17 protein-coding genes are annotated in these 21,928 nt (G+C 70.9%); 13 read left to right on the top strand and 4 right to left on the bottom strand.

The window, feature by feature from the left end:
- Nucleotides 1–31 precede the first annotated feature (31 nt).
- Nucleotides 32–484: a group III truncated hemoglobin gene (locus ABD655_RS00780; protein ID WP_344710661.1), complete on the top strand. Its 453-nt coding sequence runs from the start codon at nucleotides 32–34 to the stop codon at nucleotides 482–484.
- Nucleotides 481–1,152 carry a helix-turn-helix transcriptional regulator gene (locus tag ABD655_RS00775; protein WP_344710659.1) on the top strand — a complete coding sequence of 224 codons (672 nt, stop codon included), beginning with the start codon at nucleotides 481–483 and terminating at the stop codon, nucleotides 1,150–1,152. Before ABD655_RS00780 ends, ABD655_RS00775 begins: the two co-directional genes overlap by 4 nt.
- A 5-nt stretch (nucleotides 1,153–1,157) precedes the next feature.
- Here ABD655_RS00775 and ABD655_RS00770 read toward each other — a convergent pair whose 3' ends face one another.
- Entirely contained in the window at nucleotides 1,158–2,693 is a 1,536-nt protein-coding gene (locus ABD655_RS00770; protein ID WP_344710657.1) for a peptide MFS transporter, read from the bottom strand.
- A 20-nt stretch (nucleotides 2,694–2,713) separates the two neighbouring features.
- On the bottom strand, nucleotides 2,714–4,117 hold the full coding sequence (locus ABD655_RS00765; protein ID WP_344715621.1) for an MFS transporter: 1,404 nt from the start codon (nucleotides 4,115–4,117) through the stop codon (nucleotides 2,714–2,716).
- A gap of 118 nt (nucleotides 4,118–4,235) precedes the next feature.
- On the opposite strand from ABD655_RS00765, the gene ABD655_RS00760 reads away from it, so the two are divergent.
- From ABD655_RS00760 to ABD655_RS00735, 6 genes are all read left to right on the top strand, one after another.
- Complete coding sequence (locus ABD655_RS00760; protein ID WP_344710655.1) at nucleotides 4,236–4,970, top strand: GNAT family N-acetyltransferase; 735 nt, start codon at nucleotides 4,236–4,238, stop codon at nucleotides 4,968–4,970.
- Nucleotides 4,971–5,068: 98 nt separating this feature from the next.
- Nucleotides 5,069–5,980: a cyclase family protein gene (locus ABD655_RS00755; RefSeq protein WP_344710653.1), complete on the top strand. Its 912-nt coding sequence runs from the start codon at nucleotides 5,069–5,071 to the stop codon at nucleotides 5,978–5,980.
- 373 nt (nucleotides 5,981–6,353) lie between these two features.
- Complete coding sequence (gene menC, locus ABD655_RS00750; RefSeq protein WP_344710651.1) at nucleotides 6,354–7,487, top strand: o-succinylbenzoate synthase; 1,134 nt, start codon at nucleotides 6,354–6,356, stop codon at nucleotides 7,485–7,487.
- A gap of 111 nt (nucleotides 7,488–7,598) precedes the next feature.
- A complete protein-coding gene (locus ABD655_RS00745) occupies nucleotides 7,599–8,525 on the top strand; it encodes a putative periplasmic lipoprotein (RefSeq protein ID WP_344710649.1) in 927 nt (308 codons plus the stop codon).
- An 80-nt stretch (nucleotides 8,526–8,605) separates the two neighbouring features.
- Nucleotides 8,606–10,438: a glycoside hydrolase family 15 protein gene (locus ABD655_RS00740; RefSeq protein ID WP_344710647.1), complete on the top strand. Its 1,833-nt coding sequence runs from the start codon at nucleotides 8,606–8,608 to the stop codon at nucleotides 10,436–10,438.
- A gap of 126 nt (nucleotides 10,439–10,564) precedes the next feature.
- A complete protein-coding gene (locus tag ABD655_RS00735) occupies nucleotides 10,565–11,950 on the top strand; it encodes a glycine--tRNA ligase (RefSeq protein WP_344710645.1) in 1,386 nt (461 codons plus the stop codon).
- A gap of 138 nt (nucleotides 11,951–12,088) precedes the next feature.
- On the opposite strand, the gene ABD655_RS00730 is transcribed toward ABD655_RS00735, so the two are convergent.
- Together ABD655_RS00730 and ABD655_RS00725 are read right to left on the bottom strand one after the other, a co-directional pair.
- Nucleotides 12,089–12,523: a DUF1801 domain-containing protein gene (locus ABD655_RS00730; protein ID WP_344710643.1), complete on the bottom strand. Its 435-nt coding sequence runs from the start codon at nucleotides 12,521–12,523 to the stop codon at nucleotides 12,089–12,091.
- Nucleotides 12,523–13,101 (bottom strand): HhH-GPD-type base excision DNA repair protein, encoded by a 579-nt coding sequence (locus ABD655_RS00725; protein ID WP_344710641.1) that lies wholly within the window; start codon nucleotides 13,099–13,101, stop codon nucleotides 12,523–12,525. The genes ABD655_RS00730 and ABD655_RS00725 overlap by 1 nt, the downstream gene beginning before the upstream one ends.
- 232 nt (nucleotides 13,102–13,333) lie before the next feature.
- On the opposite strand from ABD655_RS00725, the gene ABD655_RS00720 reads away from it, so the two are divergent.
- The 5 genes from ABD655_RS00720 to ABD655_RS00700 are packed head-to-tail and all read left to right on the top strand — an operon-like array spanning nucleotide 13,334 to nucleotide 21,862.
- Nucleotides 13,334–15,694: an FtsX-like permease family protein gene (locus ABD655_RS00720; RefSeq protein WP_344710639.1), complete on the top strand. Its 2,361-nt coding sequence runs from the start codon at nucleotides 13,334–13,336 to the stop codon at nucleotides 15,692–15,694.
- Nucleotides 15,691–18,375 carry an ABC transporter permease family protein gene (locus tag ABD655_RS00715; RefSeq protein ID WP_344710637.1) on the top strand — a complete coding sequence of 895 codons (2,685 nt, stop codon included), beginning with the start codon at nucleotides 15,691–15,693 and terminating at the stop codon, nucleotides 18,373–18,375. Before ABD655_RS00720 ends, ABD655_RS00715 begins: the two co-directional genes overlap by 4 nt.
- 6 nt (nucleotides 18,376–18,381) lie before the next feature.
- Nucleotides 18,382–19,467 carry an ABC transporter ATP-binding protein gene (locus ABD655_RS00710; RefSeq protein WP_378720721.1) on the top strand — a complete coding sequence of 362 codons (1,086 nt, stop codon included), beginning with the start codon at nucleotides 18,382–18,384 and terminating at the stop codon, nucleotides 19,465–19,467.
- Nucleotides 19,464–20,270, top strand: coding sequence for an ABC transporter ATP-binding protein (locus ABD655_RS00705; RefSeq protein ID WP_344710633.1), 807 nt, complete (start codon nucleotides 19,464–19,466; stop codon nucleotides 20,268–20,270). The genes ABD655_RS00710 and ABD655_RS00705 overlap by 4 nt, the downstream gene beginning before the upstream one ends.
- A 53-nt stretch (nucleotides 20,271–20,323) precedes the next feature.
- Nucleotides 20,324–21,862 (top strand): protoporphyrinogen/coproporphyrinogen oxidase, encoded by a 1,539-nt coding sequence (locus tag ABD655_RS00700; RefSeq protein WP_344710631.1) that lies wholly within the window; start codon nucleotides 20,324–20,326, stop codon nucleotides 21,860–21,862.
- Nucleotides 21,863–21,928: the final 66 nt, after the last annotated feature.

Below are 21,928 nucleotides of genomic sequence, written 5' to 3'. Positions count from 1 at the left end.
AGTCTCCGGTTTAATCATCTAGAGTGGTGGCGTGCGAGATCTTGAAGGCCGGGACGATGTCTCCGCGCTGGTCGAGGCGTTCTACCACCGTGCGTTCCTGGACCCGCAGATCGGCCCGATCTTCACCGATGTCGCCAAGATGGATCTCGCGCACCACCTGCCGATCATGTGCGACTTCTGGGAGACGGTGCTGTTCCGCGCCGGCACCTACCGGCGCAATGCGCTCCAGGTGCATCTCGCACTGAACGGCCGATTTCCGTTGACCGAGCAGCACTTCGAGCGCTGGCTGGCGCTGTGGGTCTCCGCGGTGGACGAGTCGTTCGCGGGCGAGAAGGCGGAGCTGGCCAAAGTGCAGGCAACCCGTATCGCCGGGTCGATGCATCGCCGAATGAAGGGCGGGTCGGCGAGTCAGTTCGAGACGATCCGCAACCGCGGAGAATTCGAGGCCGAGTCAGCGACTCTCGGGGGTTCGGTCGCGCCGTGAGCGGACGAGGGAACGAACCCGTGGATGACGGGGCCGACGCCGCGTACTACTCGGCGCTGGCATCGCCCGCGCGCCGGCGGGTGCTGGACGCGCTGACCCGCTCGCCCGCTCCGCGGGACGCGCACGCGATCGCCGCGGAACTCGGCCTTCACGTCACGACGGTGCGCTTCCATCTGGAGCACCTCTGCGAGGCGCGCCTCGTGCGCCGCTCCGCCGATGTGCAGAAGCGGCGGGGACGGCCCCGCATGCTGTTCGCCGCGGTGGGAGATGCCACGCGCGACCGGAGCGCGCAGGAGCAGCTCATCGACACGCTCGCGACGGCGTTCGCACGTGGCGATGACGACGGCGGGCGCGGGCGGGCCGTCGAAGCGGGAAGGTCATGGGGTCGCGGGCTCGTAGGCGCGGCACCCGGTGACAGCGGAGCCGTGCTGATGGACGTGCTCGACGGGCTGGGCTTCGATCCGAGACGCGACGGCGAGATCGTCCAGCTGCGAGCCTGCCCCTTCCGCGACGCGGCGCGGCGGCACTCCGACGTGATCTGCTCGGTGCACCAGGGTCTCGTGGAGCAGATCCTCGCGGGAGATCAGGGCGATGACGACGGATCGCCGCGCGGGCGGCTGCTGCCGTTCGTGCAGCCCGACCTCTGCCTCATCGACTTGGGCGGCTGAGCCGCTCAGCGAACGCCCTTCATGAGCGCCAGCACCGGCTTCACCGCGAACAGCAGCGCGGCCCCGAGCCCGATCGCGACGAAGCCGAGGAACGTGAAGTACGGCACTTCGTTCTCGGGGTCGTAGAACTGGGCGAGCCAGCCGGCCAGCGCCGTCCCGAGCGCGACGGACAAGAAGAACAGCGCGATCATCTGCGTGTGGAACACCTTGGGCGCGAGCTTGGTGGTCACCGACAGCCCCACCGGCGAGATGAGCAGCTCGGCGATCGTGAAGACGAGCAGGATGCCGATGATCGCCAGCAGCGGCGTGCTGTTGGGCGCGCCGTTCGCCCACGGCAGGAACAGCAGGAACGCCGCCCCCATGATGATGGAGCCGAGCCCGAACTTGATCGGCGTCGACGGCTGGCGGGTGCCGAGCTTGGTCCACAGCGCGGCGAAGACGCCCGAGAGCACGATGATGAACACCGGGTTGATCGACTGGACCCATGAGACCGGCATCTCCCAGCCGAAGATCGTGCGGTCGAGGCGCTTGTCGGAGTACACGGTCAGCACGGTGAACTGCTGCTGGTACAGCGACCAGAATCCGACGCTGACGATGAACAGCGGGATGAAGCCGAAGACGCGCGACCGCTCGACGGATGTGATCCGGCGGCTGGAGAGGATCACCGCGAAGTAGGCGATGGCTGCCACGATCGTCGCGATGATCACGACACCGGCGAGGTTGTCGGCCCGGATCACCCCGACGAGCACGAGAATCACGACGACGACGACCGCCGCGATCGCGATGCCGATGACCGGACCATAGCGCGCGGGTGGCAACGGGTTGGGAACGGCACGGGATGCCGCGGGCAGCTGCTTGCGGCCGAACGAATACTGCAGCAGCCCCAGCCCCATACCGACGGCCGCGAGAGCGAAGCCCCAGTGGAATCCCCACGTCGACTGGAGCAGACCGGTCAGCAGGGGACCGAAGAACGCGCCGAGGTTGATGCCGAGATAGAACAGGGAGAAGCCGGCATCCCGTCGCGGATCATCCTCTTTGTAGAGGGTCCCGACGACCGAGGTCGCGTTGGCCTTCAGGCCGCCCGAACCGACCGCCACCAGCACGAGTCCGATGCCGAGACCCCAGTATCCGGGCACCAGCGCGAGCGCGATGTGCCCGCACATGATCACGATCGCGCTGACGAACAGCACGCGCTCCGACCCGAAGAGGCGGTCCGCGAGCCACGCGCCCAGGATGGTGGAGAGGTACACCGCCCCGCCATAGGCGCCCACGATGCCCGTGGCGATCGCCTCCGGCATCCCCAGACCGCCCTCGGCGACAGAGTAGTACATGTAGATGAGCAGGATGCCCTGCATGCCGTAGAAGCTGAACCGCTCCCACATCTCGACGCCGAACACGTGCGCCAGCGCCCAGGGCTGGCCGAAGAATCGGGTGTCGTGATCGGCACCGCCATCCGCCGCAGTGTCGACATCCGTGGTGGGCTGCGACCCGCCGTCCGGGGGGCCGACGGGGACCTGCTCGACGCCGTCGTCAGTGCTCATGGCGCCAGGCTATTCCTCACTCAGTCGCGAAGGGAGGGGTGCCGTTCCTGCGGCGCGCGTTTGGCGGGGATGAAGAGCGCGACGACGAGCGCGATGACGGCGGCCGTCCCGCCGAGGATGAACGACAGCGTGAAGCCCGTCTCGGTCGGCACCCGCGCCCCCTCGAATTCCACCGAATAGCTGGCCAGCACCGCACCGACCACCGCGGCCGCCGAGCTGGTTCCCAGCGACCGGAACAGCGCGTTCAGTCCGTTGGAGGCGCCTGTCTCGCTCTGCGGAACCGAGCGCATGATCAGCATGGGCATGGAGGCGAAGCCGAAACCGATGCCCACGCCGATCAGAAGGTTCGCGACCAGGATGTGCCACACCTCGGAGGAGAAGAGCAGGGTGAAGCCGTAGGCGATGACGATCGCGATGGCTCCGATCACCAGCAGCAGCTTCGGCCCGGTGCGGCGCGAGAGGCGACCGGCGACCGGGGAGAGCACCATCATCACGATTCCGGAGGGCATGATGATGAAGCTCGCGGCCAGAAGCGACAGTCCGAAGCCCGCGCCCGTGGCAACCGGCAGCTCCAGGATCTGCGGGTAGATGACGTTCGAGGCGAACAGCGAGAACCCCATCGCGACCGAGGCGATGTTGGTCAGCAGCACCGCCGGGCGCGCGGCGACGCGCAGATCCAGCAGCGGTTCCGGGATGCGCAGCTCGAACCACCCCCACGCCAGCAGGACGACGAGCCCGCCGAGACCCGTGGCGAGTGTGGCGGGGGATCCCCAGCCCCATTCGTTGCCCCGTGAGATCGCGAGCAGGATGCCGATCAGACCGACCGCGAGTCCGGCGGCGCCGATGAAGTCGAAGCGACCCGCGGTGCGCAGCACGCTCACCGGCACGATCCACAGGACGAGCACGAAGACGAGGGTGCCGAGGCCGGCCGCGAACCAGAAGAGCAGATGCCAGTCGCTGCGCTCCGTGATCAGTGCGCTGATCGGCAGGCCGAGGGCCCCGCCGACGCCGAGGGTCGCGCTGATCAGCGCGATCGCCGAGTCGACCCGCTTCTCGTGCAGCACGTCGCGGAGGATCGCGATGCCGAGCGGGATGACGCCGGTGACGGCGCCCTGGAGTGCGCGACCGATGATGACGCCGACGATTCCGGTCGACAGGGCGGCGATGACCGAGCCGGTGATCATCACGGCCATCAGCACCAGGACGATCCGCCGTTTGCCGTACATGTCGCCCAGTCGTCCGGCGATCGGGGTGATCACGGCCGCGGCGAGCAGGGTCGAGGTGACCACCCACGCGGTGTCCTCGCGGCTCGCGTTCAGCAGCTCGGGCAGTCGCGCCTGGATCGGCACGACCAGTGTGAACATGAACGAGGAGCACAGGCCGGCAACGGCCAGGACCGCGACGATGGCCCCCTGCCGGGGCATTCGGGTGAGGCGCCTGCGGTCGTCCTCATCCGATCTCATCACTTCAGGCTATCCGCGCACGGGCGGACCCCGGACCGCCGGCCTCCCGCGGACGCATCGCGCGCGGCAGACTGAGCCCATGGCACACGACGATCGGGACACGGCATCCGAACCTCTCCCGCCTGGCATCGAGATCCGGCCGCTCGAGACGATCGCGCAGATCCAGGAGGCCGAGGTCGTCCTGCGCCGAGTGTGGGCGGGCGATCGTGATGCGATGCCGCCGAACCTCATCCGTGCGCTGGAGCACTCCGGCAACTACGTGGTCGGCCTCTATGACGGTGAGCGGATGGTGGGGGCATCCATCGCCTTCTTCGCGGCGCCGGCGTCGCGCTCGATGCACTCCCACATCACCGGCGTGCTTCCCGGGCTGCAGAGCCAGGGCCTCGGCCGCGTACTGAAGCGTCATCAGCGCCAGTGGGCGTTGGAGCATGACGTCGGTCACATCACCTGGACCTTCGATCCGCTCGTCGCGCGCAACGCGCACTTCAACCTGCGGGTCCTCGGCGCACGCGTGACGGAGTATCTGGTCGATCACTACGGACCCATGGACGACGAAGTCAACCGGGGCGACGAGACCGACCGGCTCATGGTGTCGTGGGCGCTCGCCGCACCGCCCGTTCCGACGCCGCCCGACGAGCACGTCGTCGCAACGGTGGCGGTGCCGCGCGACATCGAGACGATGCGCCGTGAGGCGCCGACGGATGCCGCGGTCTGGCGTATCCGCACCCGCGACGGGTTTCTGGCCCGGCTGGGCGAGGGACTCGTTGTGGGCGGCTTCGACGACGCGCGCGGGTACCTGTTCGTGCGACGGTAGGCGCGCGGTCGGGCGCGCACTGCCACACGCCGGCGCACGACTGCCGACCTCGGCGGAATCCGTGGCACGCGGCATCCCGGCTCCCTATGCTGACCCGCATGCCCGACTACCGCGCCCACTTCGACTTCGACATCCGCTTCGCCAATGGGGGTGGACTGCGCGGTGAGGGATTCCGACTCGATGTGTCGTCGGCCGACATCTCGTCGGACGACCTCGAGTTGCTGCTCGTCTCGCACCTGGGTCTTGCCCTCGTCGGTTCGGTCGCGATCAGCGACGTGCGGATCGTGGAAGAGCCGCACCGCGGCAGCCGGGGCGTGGAGGCGGTCGATCCTCACCGGCCGCATCGCATCGTCGACCTCAGCCACCCGATCCGCGCCGGCCTCGTGACGTACCCCGGCCTGCCCGCCCCGACCATCACCCCGCACCTGACACGCGAGGATTCACGCGCGAAGTACGCGCCCGGCACGGAATTCGCGATGGACATCCTCACGATGATCGGCAACACGGGCACGTACCTCGACAGTCCCTTCCATCGCTACGCCGGCGGCACCGACCTCGCCGGACTCGAGCTGTCGAGCCTCGTGGGGCTGCGGGCGGAGGTCTTCCACCTCGAGGACGCGTGGGATGCCGCGAACCGGGGCATCCGGCCCGAGATGCTCGCCGACCGCGACGTGCGGGGCGCCGCGGTGCTGCTGCACACCGGCTGGGATCGCTGGTTCGGGCAGCCGGAGTACGGCTCCGGAGCTCCGTTCCTGACCGGCGAGGGCGCGCAGTGGCTCGTCGAGGCGGGCGCCGCGCTGGTCGGGATCGACTCGGTCAACATCGACGACACCGAGTCGGGCGGCGAGCGTCCGGCGCATTCGCTGCTGCTCGGTGCGGGGGTGCACGTGGTCGAGCACCTCACGAACCTCGGCGAGGTGCCCGCACGTGGCGCCCGATTCACCGCCGCCCCGCCCGCCGTCGAGGGGTTCGGGACATTTCCCGTGCGGGCGTTCGCCGAGATCGGGTGACGGGGCGTTCGCCGAGATCGGGTGACGGGGCGTTCGTTCCCGAGGGTGTGGTCACTCCTGAGGGCCGGGGGCCGCCAGATCGCCCTCAGGGGTGACCAGCCCCTCAGCACGCAACCGCGCCATGCGCTGCTCGATCCGTTCGGCTGAGCATGTATCTGGGCGGCGGGCCCCCACTCTTCGCTGGAGAAGTCGCGTTGACGCGGCGCAGAGGAGGCAGAGATGCGTGGATACATCGGCAGGGTCGCGGAAGCGCTCCATCGCCGCTTTCCGCGCAGGCAGCAGCCGCGTCGTCGTCGCGCGACATTCGTCCCGGTCCGTCGCGACGCCGCGTTCGCCCCCTGATCCGCACGGGCGCCCGCACTACCCTGGGCGCATGCCCATCGCCCGACCCGCTGCCACCGTCACGCTCGAGGGTTTCGAGCTCCGCGTCCTGCAGATCCCGCTCGTCTCACCGTTCACGACCTCGTTCGGCACCGAGACCGTGCGCGAGGTCATCATCGTCCGCGCGCTCGCGGCCGGCGGCGAAGGATGGGGCGAGATCGTCACGGGTGCGGCGCCGCTGTACTCGAGCGAGTACACGCAGGGAGCCTGGGACGCCGCGCTGCGCTGGCTGATCCCCGCGCTTCTGGACCGGCACACGCTGGCACCCGAAGAGGTGGCCGGCGTGCTCGGCCCGTTCATCGGACACCGGATGGCCAAGGCCGGCATCGAACTCGCGGTGCTGGATGCGGCGCTGCGCAGCGAGGGGCGGGCGTTCGGCGAGTACCTCGGCGCCGTGCGGGATCGGGTTCCGTCGGGGGTGTCGGTGGGAATCCAGCGCGACCCGGTCGCGCTCGTCGAGGTCGTCCGCGGATACCTCGATGAGGGGTACGTGCGCATCAAGATCAAGATCAAACCGGGCCGCGATGTCGCCGAGACCGCTGCGGTGCGGGACGCGTTCGGCCCGATCCCGCTGCAGGTCGACGCGAACTCGGCCTACACGCTGGCCGATGTCGACACCCTCGCCGAGTTGGACCGCTTCGATCTGCTCCTGATCGAGCAGCCGCTGCAGGAGGACGACCTCGTCGATCATGCGACACTGGCCCGGCATCTGCGGACCCCGGTGTGCTTGGACGAGTCGATCGTGTCCGAGAAGGCCGCCGTCGACGCGCTCGCTCTGGGCGCGGCATCCGTCATCAACATCAAGGCCGGACGGGTGGGTGGCTACCTCGAGGCGGTGCGCATCCACGACCTGTGCCTGGATGCCGGCATCCCGGTGTGGTGCGGCGGCATGCTGGAGACCGGGATCGGGCGGGCCGCGAACGCGGCGCTCGCCGCGCTGCCGGGTTTCACGCTTCCCGGCGACGTGTCGGCCTCGAACCGCTTCTACGCGCGCGACATCGTGACCGAGCCGGCGGTGCTCGAGGACGGACACGTTCGCGTGCCGACCGGCGCGGGTCTCGGCGTCGAGATCGACCCGGTCGCGCTGGAGGACTTCACGGTGCTGCGCGAGGTCGTGCGGCGGTAGGTCGCGCCGTGCGTGCCTCCCCATCCTGTTCGCTTGCCCTGGATGTACACGCAGAGCCGGATTCGGTGTACATCTGGGGCAAGTGAACCGAAGGGGAGAAGGGCGGACGGGATGCCGCGACACGTCGTGCGCGCGGACGGGATGCCGCGACACGTCGTGCGCGCGGACGGCGTGCGTCGATGCGGCCTGAGTGCGGCATCCGTCGTCGCGCTCGTCCTGCTCGCGGGCTGCACCCAGACGGCGAGCCCGGACGCCACCGCGCCGGCGGGCCTTCCGGCGGGCGTCACGGTGCAGCTCGTGCAGCTGCGATCCGACGTCGCGGCGCGGCAGGCGCAGGTCCAGGTGCGCAACGACGCCGACGAGGATCTGACGGTCGGGGCGGTCGCGGTGCTCGACCCGCGCTTCACCACCCCGGCCGCGCGCGTGCTGAACCGCGACTCGCTCGTGCGCGCCGGAGCAACCGTCGACATCCGCGTCCAGCTCCCGGCGGTGGAGTGCACAGCGCCCGACGACGCTGACAGCACCGTGCAGTTCGCGTACTCCACCGCGGGCACCGACGCCCAGGCCGAGGCGCCGATCGACGACCCGCTCGACTTCCTCGGCCCGCTCCACGAGCGGGAGTGCCGGGCGGAGGCGGTGTCGGATGCCGCGTCCCTCAGTCTCGCGTCCTTCACCCCGTCACCCGCGGGCCGACCCGCGGATCTCGTGCTCGAGATCGCGCCCACCGGCCGCGGCGCGGTGGAGGTCGTCGGCATCCAGACGACCAACCTGCTGACGTTCGCGGCGACCCCGGGCAGCACCGCCGATACGTTCCCGCTCGGCGTCTCGGTCGCCGCGGCGTCCGCACCGATCGAAGTGCATCTTCCGCTCGTGCCGCTGCGCTGCGACCCGCACGCGGTGCAGGAGGACAAGCGCGGGACGATCTTCACCGTCGAGGTCGAACTCGACGGCGAGCCCGGGCAGATCGAACTGGCCGCGCCGGAGGACATGCGCGGTGCCATCCTCACCTGGGTCGCCGACTGGTGCGGATTCGGGTGAGCCGGCCGGCGCAACCCGGTCGACACGCATAGGTGCGCCCGACCGGCCGGGATGCCACGATGGGCGGGGAGAGGGGACTCATGGCCGAGTATCCGAACATCGCGGACCACGGGCTGATCGGCGACCTTCAGACCGCAGCCCTGATCGACACCCAGGGCACCATCGACTGGTTCTGCGCGCCACGGTTCGACTCGCCGAGCATCTTCGGGTCGCTGCTGGACGCGGACCGCGGCGGCTTCTGCCGTATCCGGCCGGCGACCGACGACTACGTCACGCGTCAGCTGTACCTGCCCGACACCGCGATCCTGGTCACCCGCTTCCTCACCGAGGAGGGCGTCGGCGAGGTGATCGACTTCATGCCCATCGCCGGCGACGAGGCGACCGACCGGCATCGCATCGCGCGCCTGATCAACGTCGTCCGCGGCACGATGTCATTCGAGGGCGAGATCCAACCCCGCTTCGACTACGGCCGTGCCGCGCACACCGCGGCGGCCTCGCCCGACAACGGGATCAAGTTCACGGGCGGCGATCAGTCGTTGACGGTGCACCGTGTGGGCGACGTGATCACGCACGACGGACAGCGCGCCGGCCGGATCGAGCTGTCCGGCGACGGCCTGAAGATGTACGGCACCCTGTCGGCCGGCGACAGCACCGGCGTGATCCTCGAGACCGGCGGCGCCGAGCCGTTGCGGGTTCAGGTCGAGGAGCTGCAGGCGATGTTCCTGGAGACCACCCGCTTCTGGCGCGACTGGAGCAACCGCTCCACCTACCGGGGCCGGTGGCGCGAGATGGTCAACCGGTCCGCGATCACGCTCAAGCTGCTCACGTACGCGCCCAGCGGCGCGCTCGTGGCGGCGCCGACGGCGGGCCTGCCCGAGCAGATCGGCGGCGAGCGCAATTGGGACTATCGCTACACGTGGATCCGTGACGCGTCGTTCTCGGTCCATGCCCTCCTCGGCCTCGGCTACGAGGCGGAGGCGGAGGCGTTCGTCTCGTGGCTGACCGATCGCGTCCAGGAGAGCGCAGGCGACGAGTCCGGGCCACTGAAGGTCATGTATCGCGTCGACGGCTCGTCCGATCTCGTCGAAGAGCGGCTGGACAGCCTGGGCGGGTATCGGGGCTCGGCGCCGGTGCGCATCGGCAACGGCGCCGCCGACCAGCTGCAGCTGGACATCTACGGCGAGGCGATGGACTCGATCCAGCTCGCCGCCGAGCACGGCCTTCAGCTGCCCCACGTCGGCTGGACCGAGGTCGGGCGCATGCTGGACTGGGTCTGCGACAACTGGGACCGCCCGGAGGAAGGGGTGTGGGAGACCCGCGGCGGCGCCCAGAAGTTCACCTTCGGTCGCTTCATGTGCTGGGTGGCGCTGGACCGCGGCATCCGTCTGGCCGAAGCCGGCGGCCGGCCGGCCGACATCCCTCGCTGGCGCGCGCAGCGGGACGCGATCTACACGCAGGTCATGACGAAGGCGTGGGATGCCGAGCGCGGCGCGTTCGTGCAGCACCAGGAGACGACGGTGCTGGATGCGTCGGTCCTGGTGATGCCGGTGATGGGCTTCATCTCGCCGCGCGACCCGATGTGGCTCTCGACGCTGCGCGCGATCGACGAGGAGCTCGTCTCGGACAGCCTCGTCTACCGGTACGACCCCGCCGCCTCGCCCGACGGCCTGCGCGGATCCGAGGGCACCTTCACCCTGTGCTCGTTCTGGTACGTGGATGCGCTGGCCCGTTCCGGACGCCTCGAGGAGGCACAGCTGACGTTCGAGAAGATGCTCACCTACGCCAATCACCTGGGGCTGTACGCCGAGGAGATCGGACTGACCGGCGAGCAGCTGGGAAACTTCCCGCAGGCATTCAGCCACCTGTCGTTGATCAACGCGGCAGTGAACCTCGATCACCAGCTCGATCGCTAGGATTGACGGATGCCGCGCTGCACCCACTGACGCGCGGCCCCATACCTGCGGCATGCCGGCGTACGCCCGTTTTCATGCGTCGCGCCCTCGCGAATCCGCACCCCGCACCCGACCATTGGAGCCACCGTGGCCGAGCAGTCCCGCCTCGACAAGGTCATCGCCCTCGCCCGTCACCGGGGGTTCGTCTTCCAGGCCGGCGAGATCTACGGCGGATCCCGCTCGGCATGGGATTACGGCCCACTCGGCACGGAGTTGAAGGAGAACATCCGCCGCCAGTGGTGGCAGACGTTCGTGCGCGGCCGCGGCGACATGGTGGGCCTGGACTCCTCGGTCATCCTGCCCAAGCGCGTGTGGGAGGCATCCGGGCACGTCGCGACCTTCACCGATCCCCTCGTGGAATGCCTCAACTGCCACCGCCGGTTCCGCGCCGACAACCTCATCGAGGACTTCGAGGCGCGCAAGGGCCGCAAGGCCGAGAACGGCCTGGCCGACATCCCCTGCCCGAACTGCGGCGTGAAGGGTCAGTACACCGAGCCGAAGGCCTTCTCGGGTCTGATGAAAACCTACCTCGGCGTCGTGGACGACGAGTCGGGCCTGAACTACCTGCGACCCGAGACGGCGCAGGGCATCTTCGTGAACTTCTCCAACGTCGTCACCGCGGCCCGCAAGAAGCCCCCGTTCGGCGTCGGTCAGGTCGGCAAGGCGTTCCGCAACGAGATCACACCGGGCAACTTCATCTTCCGCACGCGTGAGTTCGAGCAGATGGAGATCGAGTACTTCGTTCCCCCCGCCGAGGCGCAGGAGTGGTTCGAGCACTGGGTCGAGGCGTGCTGGGACTGGTTCGTCGAGCTGGGCATCGATCCGGCGCACATGCGCCGTTACGACGTGCCGAAGGACGAACGCGCGCATTACTCGGCCGGCACGATCGACGTCGAGTACGAGTTCGGGTTCCCCGGCAAGCAGTGGGGCGAGCTCATGGGCATCGCCAACCGCACCGACTACGACCTGAAGAGCCACTCCGAGGCGTCCGGCCAGAGTCTCTCCTACTTCGACCAGGCCAGCGGTGAGCGCTACACGCCCTACGTGATCGAGCCGTCCTTCGGCCTGACCCGCGCCATGATGGCGTTCCTCGTCGACGCGTACCGCGAAGAGGAGGTGCCCAACGCCAAGGGGGGCACCGACACCCGCACCGTGCTGAAGCTCGACCCGCGCCTGGCGCCGGTCAAGGTCGCGGTGCTTCCGCTCTCACGCAACGAGCAGCTCTCGCCCATCGCCCGCGAGGTGGCGGCGGACCTGCGCGGTGAATGGAACGTCGACTTCGACGACGCCGGCGCGATCGGTCGCCGCTACCGCCGCCAGGACGAGATCGGCACCCCGTTCTGCGTCACCATCGACTTCGACTCGCTCGAGGACCGCGCGGTCACCGTGCGCGATCGCGACACGATGGCGCAGGAGCGTGTGCCGCTCGAGGGGCTGCACGCGTACCTGGCGGAGCGGCTCAACGGCGCCTGATACAGCCGTGCGCCCCCGTCGCGGGGTGCTCCGCAGTCAGAAGCCGCGGGTTGCGCGGGCGGAGAGGTCGCAGAAACGGGCTGCGGAACGGCGATCGAAGGCGTCTACGGTGGGATCCGCCGCGACCGTGCGCACGGTTCAGGATGCCGCGGGTCCGCCTTCCCGGGCACGCTGCGTGTAGACGCCCGCCGTGGCGCTGCGGTACGAATCCGCGATGACGCCGCGGAGCACGTCGAGGTCGACGGCTTCGAGATCCTTGATGTAGACGCAGACCAGACCCGTCGTATGAGGCCCGAGCCGCTCGAGCGCGTCCTGGTGCGCGGCCACCCCGTCCGGAAGGTAGATCGTGGTCGCCGCCTTGCGCGGCGCGAAGCCCGCCGCGCCCGCGTCGCCCTCGCGACCGGACTCGTACCGGTAGTGGTACGTGCCGAATCCGATGATGGTGCCCCACAGCACCGGCTCGTGACCGGTGACGTCGCGCATCACCGCCACCAGGGTCTCGGCATCCCGCCGGCGCTTCGCCGGAGCGACCTGTGCGATGAAAGCCTCGACGTCGCCACCGGTCGGCTGCATCACTGGTCCTTCAGAGCCTTCGCGGCCGCCTTCATCGCGCGCTTGTGCTCGCGCACCTTGGTGAGCGACTCGGTGGACGTGATGTCGGCGACGCTGCGGAACGACCCCTCCTCACCGTACGCACCGGCGGCCTCGCGCCATCCGGCACCCGTGTACCCGTACTGCTTGCCCAGCAGCGCCAGGAAGATCCTGGCCTTCTGCTCCCCGAACCCGGGGAGGGCCTTCAGCCGCCGCAGCACCTCCGGGCCGTCAGGGTCGCCCCGGGTCCAGATCGCCGCCGCATCTCCGTCCCACTCCTGCTGGATGGCTGCGCTCAGGGCCTGGACGCGCGCGGCCATCGAACCGGGAAAGCGATGGACCGCGGGAGTCTGCGTGAACACCTCGACGAGCCTCTCGGGGTCGTAGCCGGCGAGGGTCGCGGCATCCACCGCTCCGATCCGCTGCTGGATCTTGAGCGGGCCGGCGAAAGCGGTCTCCATCGGCACCTGCTGATCGAGGAGCATGCCGATGAGCAGGGCAAGCGGGTCGTCGGTGAGCAGGCCGTCGGCGGTCGCGTCGCCGGTGATGTGGAGCGTCATCCCGCCAGTCTCCCACCGTCCGACGCGCTCGAACCAGTCGGTTCGACGCCTCCGGCCGGGGCGCGCGTGCGGGCGTTGTGCGGCGGGAAACGAGGACTTTCGGTACGTTCTGCCAGGGGGGTGCGCTCGCAAGTAGGCGAAGTGTGCAGTTTCGTCTTTGCGGGAGCGCTCCCATGGGTTACGGTATTCCTAAATTGTTGCAGTGCCCCACATACCCGCGGAGGACCGAGCCGTGCCCGATCGTTCCGCACTGTCGTCTGCGCGGCTGTTCGCATCCCGCGCCCGGGCACGAGTCGGCCTGCTCGTCAGCGCCGCGATCACCGTCGCCGTCGCCGTCGCGACGGTGGGCCTGGTACTGGCCTGGCTGGCACGCCCTGTCACGGCGTTCACCACCCCACCCCCGGGGGTCAGTGCCGACGAGGTCGCCACGCAGATCGAGGTCGGCGTGGTGGCCCTCGCGTCCGCCGCGCCTGCGCTGGTCGTGCTGGTCGCCCTGCTGGCGGGCACCGCGGTGGCGCAGCTGGCCCGGCTCATCGCAGCGGCACGCGAGCACGAGACCGCCGCACTCCAGGCGCGCGGTCAGTCTCGTGCGCAGCGTTGGATCACGGATGCCGGCGAAGGAGTGACGGTCGCGGCATCCGGCGCCGTCGCCGGGGTCTCACTCGCCGCGGCGAGCGCGACGGTCGCGGGCATCGAGCCGCGCGCCCTGCTTGCGCAGTGGCCGTGGGCGCTGGGAACGGCCGTCCTGCTCGCCGCGATCTTCACCGTCGCACTGCGGCGGGGAGAGGGGCGTCCCGCCACGCGCGCGGCTCCGGCCACGACCGCGGTGCTGGTCCTGGTCGTGCTCCTGGCGGCGGTGCTCGTGGTGTGGCAGCTGCCCCTCGCCCGCGGGGCGGGCTTCGATCCCATCGTGGCGATCGCCCCGGCGGTGACGCTGCTTGCCGGAGCGATCGCCGCGCTCGCCGTGTTCGGCATCCTTGCCGTGGGATGGTCGCGGCCGGCGGCCGCCGCCCCGGGCGTCGCTCCCGGGTACCCGGCACGGCAGGTGGCGCGACGCCTCCCGATCTACGCCGCGGCGGTCCTGCTCGTGGCTCTCACCGTCGCGCAGTCCGTGTTCGCGTCCGCATACGGTGCGACCTGGCAGGCGATGTCGAGCGAGTCGGCCGCGTTGCGCTCCGGAGCCGACCTGCGTGTCGACACGCCGCCTGATCCGGTCACTCCCGGCGACATCGCCGCCGCCGCAGCGATCGAGGGGGTGGATGCGGCCTCGCCCGCGCTGGTGAGCGCGGTCAAGGTGGGTGCGACCACGGCAGAGCTGACGGCGGCGCCGCAGTCGGCGATCGGTCCGGTCGTCACGGCCGCGGGCGGCATCATCGACAAGCAGACCCTGTCGGCGGTCAGCTCGGTCGAGGGGGCGGTCAGCGCGAATCCGCTTCCCCTCGGGCAGGACGCGACGGGCATCCGCATCCTCGCCGACCTCTCGGCACCTTCGGTCTCACCGCCGATCACGGTCTCCGTGATTCTGATCGACGCGACCGGGGCTCCGATCACCGTCCCGTTCGAGCCCGCCGTCCGCGTGACCGACGGCGGCACGGCGACCCCGGCGGCCGAGATCGCGCTCCCGCCCGGAACAGCGCCGTGGCGACTGCTGGCCGTCGTCGCCAGCGGCGGGGCGATCGTCTCGGGGGGCACCGCCACCGTCACGATCCGCGAGCTGGCCGCCGTGGGCGGCGCCGCGCTCGATGTGACCGGCGAGGTCGTCCTCGACAAGCGCACGCCCACCGCGGTGATGTGGCTGGCCGACGGCGGAGCCCTGGCGCGCGGCGAGGAGGCGCCGCCTCTTGCGGTGGCAGTGACGCCGGCGTTCGCGGAACGCATCGGCTTGACCCTCGGGGGCGTTTTCGAGTTCCGCTACGACGGGTCGGGTCGGCGCGGTGTCGCGGTCATCTCGAGGTTCACGGATGCCGTCCCCGGAGTCCGCACGATCATCGCCGCGTTCGCACCCATGGAGAACCTCCTCGTGTCACAGCTGCAGCGCGGCGCGCTGATCGTGCCGCCGAACTCGATCTGGGCGGCAGGTCCGGCATCCGCCGACGAGTTCAGCGCCGTCTTCGACGACCGCCGTGTCGAGACGTCGCGGCCCGGGATCGCCGCCGGAATCGTCGGGGCACTCGTGCCCGGGTGGTGGATAGCGACGGCCGGTGCGGCGCTCCTGTCGCTGATCGCCGCGTTCGCGATCGTGCAGACACTCGCGATCTCCCGCCGTCGGGAGCTCGGTGTCCTGCGCGCTCTGGGGGTCCCTCCCCGGCAGCAGGCGGCGATGCGCGCCGGCGAACTCGGCGGCGTGGCCGCGACCGCTCTCGTGCTCGGCGTGGGTGCGGGCGCGCTGGTCTCGTGGCTCATCGTTCCCGCCCTCGTGCGGGCGGTCACTCCTGGCGTCCTGCCGCTGGCCGGTGGTGTGTCCGTTGATATCGTCCCCCTGGCCGCCGCGGTCGGGCTGCTGCTGGGGGGCCTTGCGCTGATCGTGGTCGCGGAAGCATTCGGAGTCGCCCGCGGCGCGCGTGCGACGATCCCGGGAGAGGAATCCCGATGAGCCGTCGCGTCACGACGCGGTCCTTGATCGCGCACCACCTTCGCTTGCATGCGGGCAGCGGGGTGCTGGTCGGTCTGCTCGTGTTCCTCCTGGCGCTGCTGGCGACGGGCGCCCCGATGGTGCTCGGTCAACTGGGCGATGCGACGCTGCGGGACCGATTGGACCACACGTCCTCGCCGATCCGGGATGTCGGGTCGGAGGTCGCGGGGGTGCCGCAGATCCCGGCGAACGGGGGCAGTACGACCCCGGAGATCTGGAGCGACTTCCTCGGCGCGCTGGAGGACATTCGCACCACGACCCTGCCGCCGCTTCCCGAGGTGCTGAAGCCGGCCGAGGTCGTCAGTCGCACCGAGGGCGAGACCCTCCTCGGGTCCTACTCTCGCGTCCTGGAGCTGGCGCTCGCGTTCGACCCCGGCTACCGGGATCGGATCGACATCGTCGACGGGCGGCTGCCCGAGCCGGCGGCCCCCGCAGGGGCGATCGAGATCGTCCTGTCGGTCCGCTCGGCCGAGGAGATGTTCTGGCCCGTCGGAGAGACGCGGACCGTCGTCGGCCTCGCCGGCCCGAAGGACTACCTGCTCACCGGGGTGTTCGAGCCGCGCGAGCCGAGGGCCGACTACTGGCCGCACGTGCCCTCCGTGGTCATCCCGCAGATCTTCTGGGAGGGCGACGGGCCGATATTCGTGACCGGGACGGCCTACGTCGATCCCGCCCTGCTGGGGCTGGCGGGCGAATTCCGCGGCGGCGCGTCGACACGCACGTGGTTCCCGGTGACTGCGGGATCCGTGCAGTCGGACGACGCCGAGCAGGTGGCTGCGGCGCTGCGCAAGCTCACCGCGGTCTCGCACTCCGTGGGCACGGCCTCCGCCGGCCCGGGAATCCTGGGCCTCAGGTACGAAGCGGATGTCGCCGACGAGATCGAGATCGCCCTCGCGCAGCAGAACGCCACCCTCAGCGTCATCACGATGCTGTTCGCCGGTCCGGTGGGCGTCGCGGCGGCCGTGCTGCTGCTCGGGTGTCGGCTGATCCTCGAAGGGCGCCGCGCGAGCGTGCGTCTTCTCTCGGCGCGCGGCGCGTCTGCCGGCCAGCTCCGCGGCGTCCTCGGCGTCGAAGGGGCCGTCTCCGGTGTCCTGCCCGCGATCCTCGGCGCAGCGGCCGCTTCGGTAGGCGTCCTGCTGATCAGCGGAGCCGTGCCCGCGCCGATCGGATTCGTCCCCGCCGCGCTCATCGCGCTCGCACCGGTGGGCATCCTGATGACGCTGGCACCCTCGGCCGCCGATCGACCGGCCCGCGCCGATCTCGGGCGGCGGGCCTCGCGTGTTCGCCTTCTCGGAGAAGGGCTGGTCGCCGCGCTCGCGGCCGCGGCGCTCATCCTGCTGTTGATCCGCGGTTACAGCGACCGGGTCGACCTGCTGCTCGCGGCCACCCCGCTGCTTCTCGCGCTCGTCGCGTGTCTGCTCACGCTGCGGCTGTATCCGCTGCCGTTGCGCGTGGTCTTCTCACGGGCCCGCGCCCGTGCGGGGCTCGATGCGTTCCTCGGTGCCGCTCGCGCCCTGCGTGAGCCGCGGACGGGCCTGACCCCGGTGCTGGCCCTCGTGGTCGGTGTCTCGGTGGCGGTCTCCAGCGCCGTGCTCCTCTCGGTCCTCGATGTCGGGGTCGCCGATGCGGCCCGCGCGCAGATCGGCGCCGACGTGCGCATCACCGGTGGGCTGTTCAACGACGAGAAGCTCGATCGCATCGCCGAGATCGATGGCGTCGCGGGCGTGACCGGGATCTCGGGCGCGACACCCGCGACCCTGGACATCGCGGGTCTCACAGGCGGCACGTCCGTGTTCGTCGTCGACTCGGAGGCGTTGCGCACCGTGCAGGGTGACGGGCCGGGGATGCTGCCCCCCGACGTCTCGCTGGTGGGGGCGGCCGGTGCGCCGGTGCCGCTGCTGTCGTCGAGCGGCACCGCCGAAGAGATCGGCTCTGTCGACGAGGTCGGACTCGGAGGGGTGGCTGCGGAGGTCGTCGGTGTCAGCCGTGGTCCGGTGCCGATCGGCGAACGCGAGGACTGGGTCGCCATCGACCAGTCGTACGCCGCCGATACGCTCGGCCGGGACCCCAACGACCGCACGGTCCTGGTTCGCCTCGACGACGGGGTGGGCGGCCGTGACGTGGAGGCGCAGCTGCGGAAGGTGCTCGGCAGTACGCCGCGGATCGACACCGCCGTCGACGCGGCCGCGCGCGTCCGCTCGGGTCCGTCCGTGCAGGGCGTGCGGTGGGCGCTCCTGGTGGCGACCGCGCTCGCCGCGCTGCTGAGCGCACTGGCGATCGTGATGACCCTGGCTCTGGCCGCCGGCCCCCGTGCCCACACGCTCGCGCTGCTGCGCACGCTCGGGGCGCCGTCGCGCTCGGCCTCGTCCCTGTCGCTGTGGGAGATCGGTCCCCCGGCCACGGCGGCGGTCATCGGCGGAACGGTGTTCGGGGCGCTGGTGCCGCTCGTCGTGATGGCCGGTGTCGACCTGAGTCCGTTCACCGGGTCGACGTTGCCACCGGGCTACGCGCTCGACCCCGCGATTCTGGCGCGCACCCTGGGCGGCTTCGTCGTGGCCGCGGCGGCGCTGACCGCACTGGCTCTGTTCATTTCACGCAGGGTTCGCGCGGCCGCCGTGCTGCGCATCGAAGAGGAAGGATGATCGGCCATGGTCCGACAGGCTCTCTCACAGGGTGACGCGGTGTCTGATGTCGACATCCTGTGCACCGACCTGGTGCGCATCTTCAAGGTGCCGTCCAGTCGCGGTCCGGGCATCGAAGTGCAAGCGCTGCAAGGCCTGAACCTCCGGGTCGATCCGGGCGAGCTGGTCGCCGTGGTGGGCGCATCCGGATCGGGCAAGTCGACGCTCCTGTCGATCCTGTCCAGCCTGGATCAGCCCACTGCCGGCGTGGCACGGGTCGCCGGGCACGACCTGCTCACGATGAAGGAGAAGGAGCGGGTGGCGTTCCGCCGCCGCAGCGTCGGCTTCATCTGGCAGCAGACCTCGCGCAACCTCCTGCCGTACCTGACGGGCAGCGAGAACGTGGCGGCCGCCCTTGCCATCACCGGGGACGTGAAAGGTGCCGCGCGACGCGCCCGGGTGGCCGGGCTGCTCGATCTGCTCGAGGTGTCGCACTGTGCGGAGCGGCGCCCTGCGGAGATGTCCGGCGGTGAGCAGCAGCGCGTGGCGATCGCCGTCGGCATCGCGAACAGTCCGCGGGTGCTGCTGGCGGACGAGCCGACCGGTGAGCTCGACGACACGACGAGCGTGCACGTCCTCGAAGCGATGCGCTCGGTCAATCGCGAGCTGGGGGTGACGACCCTGATCGTCACACACGACCCCAGCGTCTCCGAGCACGTCGCCCGCACGGTGCAGATCCGCGACGGACGCACCTCGACCGAGGTGCTGCGCTCGACGCGTCTGGACGAACACGGCGCCGAGCATCAGATCGCCGAGGAGTACGCGGTCGTCGACCGCGTCGGCCGACTGCAGCTGCCCGACGACTTCGTATCGGCGTTGGACCTGCGCGACCGCGTGCGCCTGGCGCTGGAGGCAGACCACGTCGGAGTCTGGCCCGGATCCGGAACTGCGGCCGCGTCTCCGACCGCTGAGGCTGTCGACGCGTCGCCGGCGCCGGAGTTCGACGCCTCGGCGAGCTCGGGGACCGGGCCAGTAGGCGCGGGCGCGTCCGACGCACGGGTCGCGGCGAGCGGCCCCGTGGTCGCAGGCGCCGGAAGGGAGGACCTGGCATGACCCTGGCGCTGCGCGGCGAGAAGCTCAGCCGCACCTTCTCATCACCCGCCGGCGACGTGCGCGCGTGCGTCGACGTCGACATCCAGGTCGCCCCGGGTGAGCTGGTCGTCGTGCGCGGCGCGTCCGGCGCCGGCAAGACCACGCTGCTCAACCTGCTCGGCGGGCTGGACCGACCGACGTCGGGCCGGGTGTGGATCGGCGGTGTCGAGGCCACCACGCTGGACGAGGAGTCCCTCGCCCTGCTGCGCCGTGAACAGCTCGGGTTCGTCTTCCAGTCCTTCGGGCTCATCCCCATCCTCTCCGCCGCCGAGAACGTGGAACTCCCGCTGCGCATCGCGCGCACCGCGCCCGCCGAGCGGGACGAGCGCGTGGCTGAAGCACTGCGACTGGTGGGACTCGCCGATCACGCGGCCCAGCGCCCGGGCGAGCTCTCCGGCGGCCAGCAGCAGCGCGTGGGCATCGCCCGGGCGATCGCCGCGCGCCCGCACGTGTTGATCGCGGACGAACCCACCGGGCAGCTCGACTCGCGCACCGCGACGACGGTGATGGACCTCATCGGCGAACTCGTGCACACGCGCGGGATCGCCGCGGTCGTCTCGACCCACGACCCCCTCCTGGTGCAGCGCGCCGACCGGGTGATCGAGCTGCACGACGGTCGCATCACGTCCGAGTCCGTCGGGACGGATGCCGCGGCATCCGTCCCTGTCCCGCTCGCCTCCGGGAACGGCGGTCCGCCGATCACGCGCGCCGAGGCCCGTGCGGCGCGGGCGTTGATGCCGGCTCGAGACGAGGTCACGAGCTAGCTCCTGCGTCGTCCGGCTCGGGTGTACCGCGCTCGCGGTGCGAGGATGAACGGGTGGAGAACCAGCCTGAGACGCTCGACGAACTCGCCGCCCATGCGCAGCGCACGCACGTCGTCGTCGTCGGCGGCGGGATCGGCGGGCTGGTCGCGGCGCTCTCGTGCGCGAAGATCGGGATGCGCGTCACGCTGGTCGAGGCATCCGAGCGGCTCGGCGGGGCGCTTCGCACGACCGAGGTCGGCGGTGTCCGGGTGGACCTCGGCGCGGAAGGCTACGCGACGCGCGGCGGTGCGGTGCGGAGCCTCGTCGACGAGCTCGGCCTGGCGGGTGCGGTCGCGCCGGTCGCGCCGCGGGCGGAATGGATCGCCGGACTGACCACCGGCAGCGCGCCGCTTCCGGCCGAGACACTGCTCGGCATTCCGGAGAACCCGTGGGACGAACGCGTCCGACAGATCATCGGGTGGCGCGGCACGTGGCGGGCCTACGTGGACCGTCTGCGGCCTCCGCTGACCATCGGACAGGAGCGCAGCCTCGGCAGGCTGGTGCGCACGCGGATGGGCGCGGCCGTGCTCGAACGGCTCGTCGCCCCGCTCAGTCTCGGTGCGTTCGCGATCCACCCGGACGACGTCGACGTGCAGATCGCCGCTCCCGGTCTGAGCAGCGCCCTCACCCGCACCGGATCGCTCGCCGGTGCGGTCGCGCAGGTGCGAGCGGCCGCGGCCGGCGAGACGAACGACCGATTCGAGGGCATCGACGGCGGGATGTCGCGCCTGGTCGACGCCCTGCACGAACGCCTGACAGAGCTGGGTGCGCGGGTGGTGCTGGACGCCCCGGTGGACGCGCTCGCCGCCGGCGACGACGGGCGATGGGCCGTCGTCCTGGACACGGATGACACCGCGGATGCACACACCGACGCCGTGCCGCGCGACGCCGTGGATGAGGAGATTCCCGGGCGTACCGAAGGGGCGATCCGCATCGACCCCGCGGACGCGGTGATCGTCGCGGCGGGCGTGACCGAATCGCATCGACTGCTCTCCCCATCCGTTCCGGCACTCGTCCCCACGCCGGGCACCGACCTCGAGGTCGTCACCCTCGTGCTGTCCGCCGCCGCTCGCGCAGACGCACCTCCGCGCACCGCGGTGTACCCGGTGCCCGGGTCGGCTCGGGCGGCCGCGGTGTCTGACTCGACGGCGCGGTGGGGATGGATGCGTCGCGCCGCCGGTGCCGAGGTGCGGGTCCTGAAGGTCACCTTCGGCGGCCCCGACACGTCCCCGGCGACCGCTGGTCTCGACCACCCCGCCGCGGCCGCGCTGGCGTTGGCCGAGGCATCCGCTCTGCTGGGTGAGCCACTGGATGCCGGGCACCTGCTCGGGTCGCATCGTGCGCGCTACACCCAACCGCCCCCGGTCTCGGCGCTGGGCCGCCGCGACGCGGCAGACGCCGCGCGGGCCGCGATCCACGCCGTTCCCGGGCTCGCTGTCGTGGGCGCCGCGATCGCCGGAACGGGCATCGCGCAGGTCGTGCCGGACGCGATCGCGGCGGCGGAGCGCGTACGACGCGTCGCCCTGTGGGGGAGCGGCGACGAACGGGCGTGATCGGTTCGTCGCCGTCCCACGCACCGGTTGCGCCTAGCACAGGGTCGGCCCTAAGGCCACCGGATG

Source organism: Microbacterium terregens (genome assembly GCF_039534975.1).
GTDB lineage: Bacteria > Actinomycetota > Actinomycetes > Actinomycetales > Microbacteriaceae > Microbacterium > Microbacterium terregens.
This window is presented reverse-complemented; position numbering and strand designations above follow the sequence as displayed.